The organism is Streptomyces violaceusniger Tu 4113 (assembly GCF_000147815.2).
GTDB classification, from domain to species: Bacteria; Actinomycetota; Actinomycetes; order Streptomycetales; family Streptomycetaceae; genus Streptomyces; species Streptomyces violaceusniger_A.
Genome location: NC_015957.1, coordinates 10,424,359 through 10,438,046, shown reverse-complemented (window position 1 = coordinate 10,438,046; position 13,688 = coordinate 10,424,359). Strand labels below are relative to the sequence as shown.

General features: G+C 69.0%; 19 protein-coding genes. 11 read left to right on the top strand and 8 right to left on the bottom strand.

From position 1 onward, the window contains the following. Positions 1–165: 165 nt before the first annotated feature. A complete protein-coding gene (locus tag STRVI_RS42690) occupies positions 166–1,443 on the bottom strand; it encodes a cytochrome P450 (protein WP_014061785.1) in 1,278 nt (425 codons plus the stop codon). 287 nt (positions 1,444–1,730) lie between these two features. Between STRVI_RS42690 and STRVI_RS42685 the strand changes: the two genes are divergently transcribed. Beyond that, entirely contained in the window at positions 1,731–2,513 is a 783-nt protein-coding gene (locus STRVI_RS42685; protein ID WP_014061784.1) for a VOC family protein, read from the top strand. A 124-nt stretch (positions 2,514–2,637) separates the two neighbouring features. After that, positions 2,638–3,024, top strand: a complete 387-nt coding sequence (locus tag STRVI_RS42680) for a VOC family protein (RefSeq protein WP_014061783.1) — start codon at positions 2,638–2,640, stop codon at positions 3,022–3,024. A gap of 159 nt (positions 3,025–3,183) precedes the next feature. Here the strand turns inward: STRVI_RS42680 and STRVI_RS42675 are convergent, their stop codons facing one another. The 5 genes from STRVI_RS42675 to STRVI_RS42655 form a co-directional block, all read right to left on the bottom strand. Next, positions 3,184–3,612 carry a DUF1992 domain-containing protein gene (locus tag STRVI_RS42675; protein WP_014061782.1) on the bottom strand — a complete coding sequence of 143 codons (429 nt, stop codon included), beginning with the start codon at positions 3,610–3,612 and terminating at the stop codon, positions 3,184–3,186. Between the two features lie 101 nt (positions 3,613–3,713). After that, positions 3,714–4,304 (bottom strand): TerD family protein, encoded by a 591-nt coding sequence (locus STRVI_RS42670; RefSeq protein WP_014061781.1) that lies wholly within the window; start codon positions 4,302–4,304, stop codon positions 3,714–3,716. Further along, positions 4,301–5,050: a hypothetical protein gene (locus STRVI_RS42665; protein ID WP_014061780.1), complete on the bottom strand. Its 750-nt coding sequence runs from the start codon at positions 5,048–5,050 to the stop codon at positions 4,301–4,303. Before STRVI_RS42665 ends, STRVI_RS42670 begins: the two co-directional genes overlap by 4 nt. 160 nt (positions 5,051–5,210) lie before the next feature. Continuing rightward, positions 5,211–5,786 carry a TerD family protein gene (locus tag STRVI_RS42660; protein ID WP_014061779.1) on the bottom strand — a complete coding sequence of 192 codons (576 nt, stop codon included), beginning with the start codon at positions 5,784–5,786 and terminating at the stop codon, positions 5,211–5,213. 181 nt (positions 5,787–5,967) lie between these two features. Beyond that, complete coding sequence (locus STRVI_RS42655) at positions 5,968–6,390, bottom strand: TOBE domain-containing protein (RefSeq protein ID WP_014061778.1); 423 nt, start codon at positions 6,388–6,390, stop codon at positions 5,968–5,970. 110 nt (positions 6,391–6,500) lie between these two features. On the opposite strand from STRVI_RS42655, the gene STRVI_RS42650 reads away from it, so the two are divergent. Both STRVI_RS42650 and STRVI_RS42645 read left to right on the top strand, forming a co-directional pair. Next, a complete protein-coding gene (locus tag STRVI_RS42650; protein ID WP_014061777.1) occupies positions 6,501–7,415 on the top strand; it encodes an IS982 family transposase in 915 nt (304 codons plus the stop codon). A gap of 153 nt (positions 7,416–7,568) precedes the next feature. Next, positions 7,569–7,973, top strand: a complete 405-nt coding sequence (locus tag STRVI_RS42645; protein WP_014061776.1) for a MazG nucleotide pyrophosphohydrolase domain-containing protein — start codon at positions 7,569–7,571, stop codon at positions 7,971–7,973. Between the two features lie 595 nt (positions 7,974–8,568). Here the strand turns inward: STRVI_RS42645 and STRVI_RS42640 are convergent. Together STRVI_RS42640 and STRVI_RS42635 are read right to left on the bottom strand one after the other, a co-directional pair. Next, entirely contained in the window at positions 8,569–9,138 is a 570-nt protein-coding gene (locus STRVI_RS42640; protein ID WP_014061775.1) for a GNAT family N-acetyltransferase, read from the bottom strand. Further along, positions 9,135–9,902, bottom strand: coding sequence for a GntR family transcriptional regulator (locus tag STRVI_RS42635; protein ID WP_014061774.1), 768 nt, complete (start codon positions 9,900–9,902; stop codon positions 9,135–9,137). The genes STRVI_RS42640 and STRVI_RS42635 overlap by 4 nt, the downstream gene beginning before the upstream one ends. A gap of 387 nt (positions 9,903–10,289) precedes the next feature. Here STRVI_RS42635 and STRVI_RS42630 point away from each other — a divergent pair, with 387 nt between their 5' ends. From STRVI_RS42630 to STRVI_RS42600, 7 genes are all read left to right on the top strand, one after another. Then, the gene (locus STRVI_RS42630; RefSeq protein WP_014061773.1) at positions 10,290–10,739 is read left to right on the top strand and encodes a hypothetical protein; all 450 of its coding nucleotides are present in this window, start codon (positions 10,290–10,292) and stop codon (positions 10,737–10,739) included. A 106-nt stretch (positions 10,740–10,845) separates the two neighbouring features. Then, a complete protein-coding gene (locus STRVI_RS42625) occupies positions 10,846–11,115 on the top strand; it encodes a DUF6284 family protein (protein ID WP_014061772.1) in 270 nt (89 codons plus the stop codon). Continuing rightward, positions 11,112–11,603 (top strand): Pycsar system effector family protein, encoded by a 492-nt coding sequence (locus tag STRVI_RS42620; protein ID WP_014061771.1) that lies wholly within the window; start codon positions 11,112–11,114, stop codon positions 11,601–11,603. Before STRVI_RS42625 ends, STRVI_RS42620 begins: the two co-directional genes overlap by 4 nt. After that, entirely contained in the window at positions 11,600–11,920 is a 321-nt protein-coding gene (locus STRVI_RS42615) for a hypothetical protein (RefSeq protein ID WP_014061770.1), read from the top strand. Before STRVI_RS42620 ends, STRVI_RS42615 begins: the two co-directional genes overlap by 4 nt. Beyond that, the gene (locus tag STRVI_RS42610; protein ID WP_014061769.1) at positions 11,917–12,810 is read left to right on the top strand and encodes a DUF2637 domain-containing protein; all 894 of its coding nucleotides are present in this window, start codon (positions 11,917–11,919) and stop codon (positions 12,808–12,810) included. The genes STRVI_RS42615 and STRVI_RS42610 overlap by 4 nt, the downstream gene beginning before the upstream one ends. Beyond that, positions 12,810–13,199, top strand: coding sequence for an RRQRL motif-containing zinc-binding protein (locus STRVI_RS42605; RefSeq protein ID WP_014061768.1), 390 nt, complete (start codon positions 12,810–12,812; stop codon positions 13,197–13,199). The genes STRVI_RS42610 and STRVI_RS42605 overlap by 1 nt, the downstream gene beginning before the upstream one ends. Further along, positions 13,196–13,678 (top strand): hypothetical protein, encoded by a 483-nt coding sequence (locus STRVI_RS42600; RefSeq protein ID WP_014061767.1) that lies wholly within the window; start codon positions 13,196–13,198, stop codon positions 13,676–13,678. Before STRVI_RS42605 ends, STRVI_RS42600 begins: the two co-directional genes overlap by 4 nt. Positions 13,679–13,688: the final 10 nt, after the last annotated feature.

Genomic DNA, 13,688 nt, shown 5'->3' with positions numbered 1-13,688 from the left:
GGCAGCAGCTTGAACGTTTCCGTCCGCACCCGTCCGTAGCTCCTCAGTGCGCGATTCCGCCCCTTCCCCCGGGTCCCACCTCTCCGGCCCCTACCCCTCCGGTCCCCACCTCTCCGGCCCCAGCCCCTGCCCCTCCCGTTCACCCCGTCCCCTCCCCGGGCTCCGCTACCTCAGCAGCACCGGCAGCTCGTCCACGCCATAGACGATGGAGAGCTTCCGGAAGGAGAGCTTCTCCGCCGGTACGGCGAGTCGCATCTCCGGGAACCGCCGGATGAGCGCGGGGTAGGCGGCCCGGAGTTCCATCTTGGCCAGCTCGGCGCCGATGCAGCGGTGGATGCCGTATCCGAAGGCCAGATGCGAGGGGGCCTGCCGGTGCGGATCGACCCGCTCCATGTCCGGGCCCAGCTTCTCGTCGCGGTTGGCCCCGCTCAGTGAGCACAGCACCAGATCGCCGGCGGAAATCCGCGTGCCCGCGATCTCCATGTCCTCGCGGGCGAATCGCGGGAAGGCCACCTGCACCACCGTGAGATAGCGCAGCAGCTCCTCCACGAACGGGTCCACGGCATCGTCGTGATCACGTATGGCGGCGAAGTGCTCGGGGGCCTGGAGCAGCACCAGCGTGCCCAGGGCCAGCATGCTCGCGGTCGTCTCCAGACCGCCGGTCAGCACCCCGTCGGCGAGCCCGGCCAGCTCCTGGTCGTCGAGTTCATCGCCGTGCTCCTTGACCAGCATGCCGAGCAGCCCGTCGCCGGGCGTCTCACGCTGCTTCCGGACGATCCCGTGCAGATAGGAAAGGGAGTCCGACATCGCGCCGAGGGAGGCGTTCGCCCCGCTGAAGAGGTCGAACCGCGCGGTGCTGTGGCGCTGGAAGTCATCGCGGTCCTCGTACGGCACCCCGAGCAGTTCGCAGATGACCAGCGCGGGAATGGGGAGAGCGAACGCCTCCACGAGATCCACCGGGCCCTCGGCCGCCGCCATCTCGTCGAGGCGCTCCTCCACGATGGAGTGGATGAGCGGGGTGAGCCTGCTGAGCCGCCGCATGGTGAATTCGGGCGTCAGCAGGCGTCGCAGTCTCGTATGCGTCGGTGGATCGCTGAAGCCGAGACCTCCCGGATTCTGCTGCGGGGCGACGCCGATGTTCCGTTCCGCGAGGTTGGTGAAATCGGAACTGAACCCCTTCGCCTTTCCGAGCACCGCTTTGGTCTCGTCATATCCGGTGACGAGCCAGGCATTAATGCCGAAAGGTAGCCATATCTTACTGATGGGTTCTTTTGCCCTGGTTCGGGACAGGTCGGCAATGGGGTCGAGTCCATCGCGCCTCAGCGGCGCCAGCGTGGCGTCCGGGAGGAACGACATCTTGGACAAGTCGAAGCCATTCTTCTGAATTCTCGAAAAGTACTTGCGGCCCAGCCAGGAGACGATGTTTGAGCGGAGGTTCGACATGGGCGCAATACTGCCCTGCCATGGCCGGCCGGCCATGCTCCGGTGCCGGACGTGCCCCGGTGTGATGCGCCACAACGCACGTGCTCCCTGCTCGGGCGGGCGCGCCGGTGGGCATCAAGGTGGCGCCGACCGCAAAATCAGAGGAAAGTGGAGATATCGGGCAGGAAGCGCGAGCGATGACGGCTGCCTGCGGGACGCCTGTGGCGCCCCCAGGGACATGAGTGAGGTGAGCGGCTTTGCGGGAGAGGTTCCGTGCTGTCCAGGGCGCACCGTGCTGGGTGAGTCTCATGGCAGCGGATCTGGACCGCGCGCACACCTTCTACGGAGAGCTCTTCGGCTGGGGCTTCCGCCCCACCCGGCAGGGGCACGGCCGTTACACCATCGCGTACACCGAGGGCGGCGTACCGACCGTCGGCATCGGCGCCTCGTCCCCGTCGGCGGGGGTGACCCTCCCGGTCACCTGGACCACGTACTTCGCGGCGGACAGCGCGGACGAGGTGGCCTCGCGCGTCCAGGAGCGCGGTGGCACGGTCGCGGTCGGGCCGCTGGAGTTCGGCAGCGGCCGGGTGGCCTGGGCGGCCGACCCGGACGGGGCCAACTTCGGCATCTGGGAGGGCGATCTGACCTCCGCCTGGTGGGGCGAGCGCAGACCGGGCGCGCCCGTATGGCTGGAGCTGCGCACCCGCGACGCCTTCGAGGCGGCGCTCTTCTATGGGCAGGTTTTCGGCTGGGACAGCCAGGAGCGCGAGCGCTGCGACGTCCGCTTCGAACATGACCGGGTGGTCCTCCATATCGACGGTAAGGCGGTCGCGGGGCTGCGCGGCGGCGCCCTCGAGGCCGCCCCGGACCCGAACGTCCGGCCCCGCTGGCGGGTCTACTTCTGCGTGAAGGACGTCGACGAGGTCGCCGAACGCGCCGCGGAGCTCGGCGGCGGCATCCTCTCCCCGCCGGCCGACACCCCTTATGGGCGCGTCGCGGCGCTGCGCGACCCGGAGGGCGGGATCTTCAACGTGGCGGCGGTCAGGAAGGAAGCCGCCGACGGGGATTCCGCCTCCGTGGCGTGCGGCTGAGGAACTGGGCCTCGACGGTCGGAGGTGGTGCCGCCTACGATCGGAGATACGGCATCGCGTGTCGGTCACCGGCTGGGTGAGGCATGGAGGTGCCCGTGAGATTGCCTTACGGAGGCATTCCACAGTGTCTGTCGAGTTGAATCACACGATCGTCCATTCTCTGGACAACCGCGAATCCGCAGAATTCCTGGCGAATATCCTCGGTCTCGAGGCGGGAGAAGAGTGGGGCCCGTTCGTTCCGCTGGAGACGAGTAACGGCGTCACCCTGGACTTCGCCACCATTCCCGGTGAGTCGATCGTCATGCAGCATTACGCGTTCCTCATCTCGGACGAGGAGTTCGACGCGGCTTTCGAGCGGATCCGGCAGCAGGGGGTCACGTACTACGCCGATCCCCATCTGAAGCAGCCGGGCGAGATCAACCACCACCACGGCGGGCGCGGGCTGTACTTCATGGACCCGGCCGGTCATGGCATGGAGATCATCACTCGCCCGTACGGCAACGAGGAGTAGCCCGGGGCGGCCCTGGAACATGGGCCCTGAATCGGGCAGACCCTGAACCACGAGTGGGCCGGGGCGCACGCGCCCCGGCCCACCTTCGTCGCGGTCAGCGGTCAGCGGTCAGCGGTCAGTGGTCAGTGGTATCAGTGTTCGGCGATCAGCGGCCGGTGGTCAGCCGGGGCGGTCCTCGTCGTGCTCCATCCGGTCCCGGCGCTCTCGCCACTCCCGGACGACCTCGTCGATGTCGAAGGGCGTGAGATGGAGCGGCGGGCCGGGCGGGGGCCGCCGGATCGCCTCCCGGATCTTGTCATTGACCTCCGAGAGGATCTCCCGCACCCTCCGTTCCGATCGCGCCTTTTCCACGGCGGCGAGCGCGTCCTCCGCCTCTTTGCGCAGCACGAGTGTCGGCGGCAGAAACGACAGATTCTCGCGGGCCATCTTCTCCTTGACCCACCACAGATCGTCGTAGCGCTTGTCGAGGCTCGGGAGAGGCTTTCCCTTTCCCGGGAGGTTCGCGAACGCGCCGCGTTCCTCCGCCTCGCGGATCTGCCGGTCGGCCCATGTTTCGAAGCTGATGCCCGGTGGCTTTCGCTCGGTCACCCTGAGATTCTCCCTCGGACGGTGCGAAACGCGCCACAGGCCGTTTCAGCCCGCTTGTCGGATGCGGAGAGGAGCTTGCTTGTCAGGGCTTGCCCGTCAGGTCAGAGGTGGGAGGCGAGGACCGGCAGCAGATCCTGGAACGTCCGGCCGGTGGCGGGCGCGCCGATCGCCGACATCTGCCAGGCCCCGCCCGTCCCGCCCTCGCGGTGCACCTTGGCCATGATCTGGGCCGTGTAGGGGCCGCCGCCGCTCAGGGTGTAGCGGGCCAGCTCCTGTCCGTTGGTCTCGTCGATCAGACGGCAGAAGGCGTTCTGCACCTCGGCGAAGGTCTGCCCGGTGAAGGAGTTCACCGTGAACAGGATCTGATCGACATGGGCCGGAACGCGCTGCAGATCGATCAGGATCGATTCATCGTCGCCGCCCTGACCGGTGCCACCGACGAGGTTGTCGCCGGTGTGCCGTACGGATCCGTCGTCGCTCGTCAGATGCTGGAAGAACACGACGTCGACGGCTTCCCGCCCGGCGAAGAGCACGGCCGAGGCGTCCAGGTCGATCTCCTTGGCGGTCAACCGGGCGAGCAGCCCCTTGCGCGGCGCGGCCTGCCAGCCCAGGCCCATGCGCACCGCGCTGAGCTCGCCCCCGTCGGACTTGCTCAGGTTGATCCGCTGGCCCTTGGCCAGATTTACGGTCATGTGCTTCCTTTCTCGCTCTTCTGATTGATCCGAGACGGTTTTTGCGACATCTTCAGCCGGTCGCGCAGAAACGGCAGGATGCCGCGGTGAAGCAGGGCCCTCAGCCAGGCGTCGCGGGCCGTGGCCACGGCCGCGTCGTCCCGGCGCCCGACGTGGGACGGGTACGGGTACGGATGCCGTTGGGAGCGCGGGTGCTGGTCGGGGGCCGAGGTGCGGTGGCGTACGGCGGTGGCGAGCAGGCAGGCCACTCCCGCCGCCAGAGTGACCGCCGCGATCGTCGCGCTGGTCAGCCCGGCGGTCAACAGTGCCCCGGCCAGCTCGCGTTGGGAGTGAAAGAGCTTCAGCAGTCCGCCGAGGAGCAGAAAGGCCGCGGCCGAGACACCGGCCAGAGCCGGTGCGAGGACGGCGAGCGCCGGCAGCAGCCCGCGGACGCCGGCTGCGGGGGAGGGGGCGCCCGCAGTAGACGGGGCAGCCGAGGCAGAAAGGGCGTGCGTAACGGGCGCGGTGGACGGGCTCATCGCCGCGGCGGTGCGTTGCCGGAGGTACGCGGCGTATTCGGGCGCGGCGGCCGTCGCGATCGCCTCGCTCTCCACCAGTGCCTGGGAGCGCAGCCGTTGGATGTCCGCGTCCCCGGTGGCTCCGTTGCGCCGCAGGGCCTCACGGATCTCCGCCATACGCAGCGCCTGGTGCAGCGCCCGCTCGAAGTCGGGCCTGTCCTCGGCCTGTAACCCGGGTGGGGCGGTCATGTCCGCTTCCTCGACGTGGAGCCGTGTCCGAACCGTGTGAGCTGCGCGAGCCATTTGGCGGCGGGAGCCATCTGGCCAGGCGAACCGCGTGGCTGCGCGAACCGGCCGTCGGGCCCGCCTCAGGGGGGAAGGGCGGGCCCGACGGCCGCGGGGGAGGGCGTCAGAGATTGACGCCGAAGTCGGAGGCGATGCCCGCGAGCCCCGAGCCGTACCCCTGGCCGACCGCGCGGAACTTCCACTCCGCGCCATTGCGGTAGAGCTCGCCGAAGACCATCGCCGTCTCGGTCGCGGCGTCCTCGCTCAGGTCGTAGCGGGCGAGTTCGGCGTTGTCGGCCTGGTTGACCACCCGGATGAAGGCGTTGCGGACCTGGCCGAAGTTCTGGTCGCGGCCGTCCGCGTCGTGGATGGAGACCGGGAAGACGACCCTGGCGATCTCGGCCGGCACGGCGGCCAGATTGACCTTGATGGCCTCGTCGTCGCCCTCTCCTTCACCGGTCAGATTGTCGCCGGTGTGCTCCACGGAGCCTTCGGGGCTGGTGAGGTTGTTGTAGAAGACGAAGTGCCGGTCGGATGCGACCTTCCCGGCCTCGTCGCACAGCAGGGCGCTCGCGTCGAGGTCGTAGGCGGCGCCCGTCGTCGTCCGCACGTCCCAGCCCAGGCCGACGACGACCGCGCTCAGGCCCGGCGCCTCCTTGCTCAGCGAGACATTGCCGCCTTTGGACAGGGAAACTCCCACGTTCTCCTCCAGGTGCTCGGTGGACCGGAGTTAAAATCTACAGCACTGTAGAAATACGTGGGGTGGGGGCGCAGAGGTTGGCGCGATCTGGCGGACCGGGACCGGGGCCGGGGCGGGGTCGGGGACGTCAGGCAACCGGCCCATCGACCGACCACCACCCGACCACCACAGACGCATCGGCCTACGCGGTGGCGAGCGACACCTCGGTCGACTTGATCAGCGCGGTGACGCGGCTGCCCTCGGTGAGCCCCAGCTCCGCCGCGGCGTCCTGGGTGATGGCGGCCGTGAGCTCCTGGTCACCGCCGATGGCGATGACAACGGTGGCCATGGCGGCCCCGAGGGTGAGGCGGGTGACCGTGCCCGGGAAACGATTGCGGATGCTCAGCCCCGAGACCTCCCCGGTGGCCAGGGCCACCTCAGTGGCCTTGGCCAGCGCCGTGACCTCCGATCCCTCCCCGATGCCGAGCTCCTTCACGGCGCTCATGGTCACGGCGGCCGTCACCATCTGCCCCCCGGACAGCCGTCCCTGGACCGTGGCCATGGCCTCGCCCGGGGTCACGGACACGACGGTGGCGGGGAGCTGATTGCGGATGCTGAGACTCATGGGTGCACCACCCCGGAGGCGGAGGTCAACGGCCTGATACGCCTCACCCTAGATGATCGATTCCAAGGGGTGCCTGCGGAGACGAGAGCGAGGGCATCCAAGATCGTTTTGTGACGAACAACCTGGACACCCTCGCGACAGCACTCTATGCGACGACCGACGATCTGCTGAAGGAGCGTCCGGACTTGGCGCCGTGGCGGCCGGCCGTGGGGATCGCGCCGCAGCTGACCGACGCCGAGCTGGTCACACTTGCGATGATGCAGGCCATGCTCGGTTTCACCTCCGAGGCCAGGTGGCTCCGGCATGCCCGGGCCCACCTGCGCCACCTCTTCCCGTATCTGCCGCAGCAACCCGGCTACAACAAGCGGCTGCGCAAAGCCGCCGACCTGCTCCGCCGGATCACCCGGATGCTGGCCACCAGCACCTCAGTGTGGAACGACGACGTATGGACCGTGGACTCCACACCCGTGGAATGCGGCCGCTCGCGGGAGACCGTCAAACGCTCCGACCTGGCCGGATGGGCCCAGTACGGCTACTGCGCCAGCCACAGCCGCTTCTTCTGGGGCCTGCGCCTCCACCTGGTGTGCACCCTCCAGGGCCTGCCCGTCGCCTTCGCCCTGACCGGAGCCAAAGCCGACGAACGCGAAACACTGCTGGACCTGCTCGCGGCCGAACCGGACCTCCTCGCCGCCCGGCCCGGCCAGACACTGATCGGCGACAAGCACTACTTCGGCCGCACCTTCGAACAGGAACTCGCCCGGCAGGGCATCCAGTTGCTACGGCCGACCCGCAAGGGCGAACGGCAGCGGCCCGGCGGAACCCTGTTCAAGCCGTTGCGGCAGGTCATCGAGTCGGTCAACGAGACCTTCAAGGGGCAACTCGACCTCGAACAGCACCGAGGGCGCACGCCTGGAGGTGTCATCGCCCGCGTCATGCAGCGAATACTCGCGCTGACCGCCGTGATCTGGCACAACGATCACACCGGACGAGCCACCCTCCGTTCGCTCACCTCGTACGATCACTGACCCCTTGGAATCGATCATCTAGGCACCCGCCCAAGGATCCGCGCGCCGACGCACGACGCTTCCCCACAACGCACACCCCCCACGACCACCCCGCCCCCTACGACGCCTGACCACCCCCGCACCGCCCGCCCACCCCCACGTACGATCGGACGGATGCGCCCCTCTCCCGTCGGCCTCGTCCGCGAATTCCACCTGGCCTTCGGCCTCGAGGCCCGTACGACCCCCACCGAGGTCTCACCGGAACTCGCCGCCCACCGCCAAGACCTACTGGCCGAGGAATGCGCCGAAGTAGCCGAGGCGAGCGCCCACGGCACCGTAGACCACCTGGCCCATGAACTGGCCGACGTCGTCTACGTCGCCTACGGCACCGCCCTGGTCCACGGCATCGACCTCGACGAGGTGATCGCCGAGATCCACCGGGCCAATATGACCAAACTCGGCCCCGACGGCCGCCCCACCCTGCGCGCCGACGGCAAAGTCCTCAAGGGCGCCCACTACCAGCCCCCCGACCTCCCGGCCGTCCTGCGCCGCCAGGGCTGGACCGACGCCTCCGCATAGCGACACAACGCGGCACGGGGCGGCCGCAGAGATCCTGCAGTGGGCGGAGGGCGCACACACCGGGTGGCGCCCGAGCGGTATGCGGAAGACAACGCGGAAGCCGCACTGCGCCTGACCGAGAGCTGACCAGGACGCACCGCCCCGACGGCATCTTTGGTGCCGCAGCCACGAGTTGACTGACCGCTAGTTCATGCCCCGTGGCTGTACGTCCTACGAGCGCTGATCCGCCCAGACGGGGGCGAGATGGGGCCGGCCGATCGGCGTCGCGACGCGCGCAGGCCGCGACAAAGTACTGCGCGCCAACTCATGGCCCTCGAGATGGCCCCCGGAACGCGTCAGGGGCCCGATCCGCTTTTGCGGACCGGGCCCCTGACCTGTGTTCCTTCAGTCGGGGTGGCGGGATTTGAACCCACGACCTCTTCGTCCCGAATAAGGTCCGGGCGGGGGCTGTACCTGTCCTGAGTGATGTTCGTACAGGTCAGGGCTTTGGTATGAGTCGGTCTCGCACGGTATTCGGGAGGCGCTGGGAGAAGATCTTCTCCCGGATTTCTCCCAGCGCTGTGGGTCCAGCAGGTGCGTCCCCGCGCCACGCCGATCACCGTGCGAGCGGCACTGGCTCCGGCGCAGGCGTCTCGTCCACGAATCCGTGATCTGTCGATCGGGTGAGGCGTTGCGCCAACCATCCAGAGACCCGCGGCCCACCGTTGACGGCGTCTCCCTCGTGCACGGTGCGGACGTGCTCGAACCCCTGGCGCAGGTAGTAGCACTGGAGTTCCTCGTTCGTCGTCCACGCGTCCAATCGAAGCCACTTGGCCGACGCTCTGTAAGCCCGATCTCCTGCCCAATTCAGCAACCGGCCACCGAGGTTTTGGCCTGCGTGCGTGCGCGCCACGGTGAGCTTGTTGGCGAAGATGGATGGCTCGCTCATCTCTGCCTCCGTCCAGAGCCCGTCTTCAGCCTCCGGGGTGAGGGTGATGGTCGCGGCGGTCTGGTCTCCGTCACGGACCATGAACACGGTGCCCGTCTCGATGCTGGCGAGCAGCAGATCCCCCGGGTAGGGGCGGCTCCACTGGTCGGTGCCAAGCTCCTTCAACCACGACGCGGCTTCCTCTCGGAAAGCAATCAGCTTGGGCAGCTCACTGGGCTGAGCGGGGGTGATGATCACAGATCCTCGTCTCGACCGGCCAGGTCGCCGATCTCGTAGTTCATGCGGTTCAGATCGCCGCGGAATGTGGTGACGGTGCACCGAATGGGCTTCTCGTCGGAGTAGCCCGTGCGCGTCCAGAGCAGGACCGGGACGCCAGCGCCGATCTCCAGAAGTCGCGCTTCCTCAGGAGTCGGCATCCGGGTGGCGATCTCATCGAAGTACCCGATCTGACTGATCCCGTGATCCGCGAGGTAGCGAGTCGTCCCGTCCGCGATATCTCCGGGCTCGGCCAGCCGTGGGGCCCGCTCCACGAGCCACCCCGGGTAGTACGTCGCTTGCGTTGACCAGGGCACATCGTCCACGTACCGGTGACAGAAGCGGAGCACAGTCTTTGCCCCCTCCTTCACCTTCAGCCGCGCCGCGATCTCTTCCGGCGCGGGGAGCATCTCGACGCGGAAGGTCTGGTGCGGTCGCCGACCCGCGTTCGTCACGTCGGTGCTGTAGGCGTCGCCGTTCTGCGGGAAGCTCAGGTTCTCGAACCGGGACGCGTTGAGCTTGAACACTTCGTGTGAGCGCACCTCGTACCCGAGTCCCTGACTGGACGAGATCAGCCCCTCCGTGACCAGCAGGTTCAGCCCAGACCGGACAGTGTTACGCGAGGCTTCGAACCGGGCGGACAGCTCACTCTCTGATGGGAGGCGTGCTCCGGGCGGGTAGGCCCCGTTGTCGATCTCTCGACGCAGCGCGTCGGCCACTTGCCGGTACTTCGGCTGTTTGTTCATTCCCCCATCATGACGCACTCGCGCAACTTGTTGGTACAGGCGGGTTGACGCGGACCGCCCCAACGGTGCAGAGTCATCTTCATCAACTTGTTCCTACAAGTTGAGCAAGGGGCTCAACCCGTGCAAGCGGGTCCGGGCCCTGAGTAGCGCCCGGAAGCCCTTCACAAGGGGGTGTAAAGGAAGCGTCTGCTGCTTGAGAACTTCATAGGTCCCAGTCAAAGCCGCTGATGGGAGGTGTGCGGCACGGCTGGTGGCAGACCAACGGACGGCGCGTAGAGCGTCCCTGCGGGGTCGAGGGTGCAACTCCCTCCCCGTCCGCTATCCGCTCGGAGTTCCCGAGCGGCGAAGGGCCGGACCATCCGGCCCCGCCCAATCTGGGGAGGGCTTATGTGGAGCAGCATCATCGCCGTGGTGGGCACCCTGCTGGGATCGGCCGTGGCGTACGTCTTACAGCAGCGGGCCGGGCGGATCGAGCGGGCCGAAGCCCGCACCGAGGCCCGTCGGCGTGACCGGCTGGCCGCCGTGACCGCGCTGGTGGCGGCGCTCGCCGAGCACCGGCGGGCGATGTGGGTCCGTGAGGATCTGCGGATGACCGGCGACGCCCCCGAGGCGTACGCCGCTGCACGGGCCGACAGTCACACCACCCGCGCCGCGATCACCGCACCCCTGACCACGGTCGCGCTCCTGGCCCCCGAGCTGGCCGGGACGGCTGAGGAAGCGGCGCGAGCCACCTACGCCCTGCGCGGGGCCCCTGACCCCAACGCGCTTGCCGCTCGTCGGCAGGACGCCATCGCGGCTGCTGACCGGCTGGTGACGTCGGCCGCCGCTCAGTTCTAAGGCCCGTCCCCGACGGACCTTCCCACCACCCCAACGGCGCGCGGCTCCGGTGCTGGAACACCGGAGCCGCTTTCGGGCCGTACCACCGTGAGAGGAATCACGACCCATGAAGTACATCGGTGCACTTCAGGCGGTTGTTACCGCCGACCTGTCCGACCGCGAGCCGACCGGCGCTGAGCTGGACGCGATCGACCTTGAGATGCCGCTCATCACGGCCGAGGTCGAGTTGCTGGACGTGCAGATCATGACGCTTGACCGGCCGGTCTCGGAGCTGGACGCCCGCCGTATCCGCCGGGCTCGCCGCCGGGTGCTGGCCGCCCGCCGGGAGCTGGCGAACCGCACCGCCGACCTGAGCACGTCGGAGGTGGGAGCGTGAGCGCCCCGGGGACGTCGACCGCCACCGCGATGGATGCGCGGGTGGATGCGAACCTGACGGCTGCGTATGCGGACGTCAAGGCCGAGATGGCCCGTACCGACAACAAGGTCGCTTTACTGCTGGCGTTCGATGGCGCGGTCATGGCTGGTCTGTGGACCGCCGGGACCGGGCTGTCCCTCCCGGTCGCCGCGCTGGTGGTCGGCGGGGTGGCGGTTGCGCTGCTGCTGGCCTCGATCGGCGTGCTGCTGGCCGCGGTCCGCCCCCGCCTCGGTGGGACCGATCGCTGCTCGTTCCCCTACTGGGCCGGTCTGACGGCCGAGGAACTGCGGGCGGACATGCGCCAGGACCGCCGCCCGGCGGCCATCGTGACGCTCTCCCGCATCGCGGTCGCGAAGTTCGAGCGGCTTCAGCTCGCGGTCGACCTGATCCGGTACGCGAGCATCCCGCTGGTGATCGCGGCCGGTACCGCGATCGGGGGTGCGCTGTGAGCGAGCCGACCACGAACGCCCGCCCCGGCCCGCTGCCCGAGGACGTTGCCGACCTGCTGCGCGCTGTCCTCGAAGCGCTCGACATCCCGTACCCGGCCACGATCGGCGACAGCGACGTACACGCCCGCATCCTCGGCGACCGGGTCATGCACACGGTGATCGCCCTCCACGGCGCCCTCGACGACGAGGGTCCGGACCTCGGCATCGAGTGGACGACCGCCTATCTGCGGAAGCGGCTGGCCGAGCGCCCGCCGACCGGTTACCGCGCGGCGGGCGACCCGCGCAGCGCGGAACGGAGCAGGGAGGTCGAGCGGTGAACCGCAAAGCCAAGGCCCTGCTCGTCCTCGCTCTGGTGGGCGTGGTCGGGATGGCGTTCCGGGTGTCGTGGAACGCGCTGCGGGACGTGGCTACGGCCATCGGCGCCGATCCGACGGCCGCGACGCTGTACGCGTACGTGGTCGACGGCCTGATGGCTCTGGCGCTGATCGCCCGGCTGGTGCTGACGGCCGAGTCGGACCGGAAGTTCGCGCTGCGGGTGCTGGCCTTCTACACCACCGCCTCACTGGTGCTGAACTACGTTCACGGGCTCGTTCCCGAGCTGCACGGCGGTTCGGTCGGTCCCGGTCGGCTGGCCGACTTGGGCAAGGTCGGTTGGCTGCTGGTGCTGCTGGCGACGTCGCTTCCGGTCGGGTCGATCTATTTCGGGTCGGATCTGGTTGCCAAGGTGCTCCACCACCGACCCGAATCGACCGCAGATGCGGAGAAAGCGGCTGAGACCGAGAGTAATCGGTCTATGTCTGACCTGGGGGAGTCGGCCGACGAACCTCCCGCCCCGATCGCCGACCCAATGCCCCTTCCGGCTCCTGCTCCGGTCACACTGCCCGTTCCCGACCGGTCGGCTCCGGTCGGCGCGGCGGTACCGGCTGAGTCGGCCCGCCCGCGTCGGACGCCCGGTCGGGTCCCCCCGTCGGCCCGGCCCGCCCGACCGAAGCGGACGCCCGCCCAACTCCTTGATGAGGCCCGGAAGGCTACCGCCGACTGGTCGGATGAGGAGCTGACGGCCGACCGCATCCGCAAGGAGGTCCGGACGTCGGCGGAGAAGGCGCGCGGTCTGCGGGATGCGCTCCGTGCTGAGCGGGCCGAGCGGGTGACGGACGACGCCGTTACCGATTCTCGTCAGCCTGACACAACGCCTGTGGCCGCCTGATGTCCCCGGCATTCGGCAAGTGCTACGACCCCACCGGCACCACCTGGGGCCTGGCCACGTACCCGTGGAAGCTGGCCCCGGACGGCTACGCGACGCGCCGTCAGTTACGGGCCCGGGGGCTGCGTCCGGGTGGTCAGCCGATAGCGGCGCAGGTGATGCGCCGCTCCCGCCGCCGGAAGTCTGGCGTGTCGGTGGCCTACCTCTACCGCCTGGACCTGGCCAAGCCGGTCCGGCCCATGACCCCCGGCCGGTGGGCGGCACTGGCCAAGGCCATGACCGCCCGCCGCACCTGCCCCCAGTGCTCCACGGACGCCGGTTACTGCATCCCCACTTCGCTCGGGGTCTGTGTGACCTGCGCCTATCCCGACGATTTCACGGAGGCAGCATGAACGAGCCCCTGCCCTACCACCCGCCGGGTGACCCGGTCCCCGACCCTCTCACCCCCGACCTGTACGGCCCCGTCCAGCAGCCGCTGAGCGGGGCCGTTGAACTGGCCGCCGACCGCGGCCCCGTGGTCTACGTGCCCAGCCCCAACGGGGGCATGGTGCCCGTGCTGAAGGACCTCCTGCCGACCGCCCCCGCCCCCGCACCGGCCCCGGTCCCGACCGGGATGGACCCCCAGGCGCAGCGCATCTGGGCTACCGGCATCGGCGGCGGCGCGTTCGCCGCCGGGACCGGATGGGGCCTGGGCCAGTTCTTCGGCGCCCTCACCGGCATCGGGAGCGGGTCCCTGCTGTGGATTGTCGGCCTGCTCCTGGCCGCCAAGACCGTCACCGGCCGGGACCGCGGTGGTGACACCTACATCACCAACAACCACACCACGAACCGGTGGTGGGGCCGCTCCACCACCGGCATCCGCAACCACTGACACCGAAGGG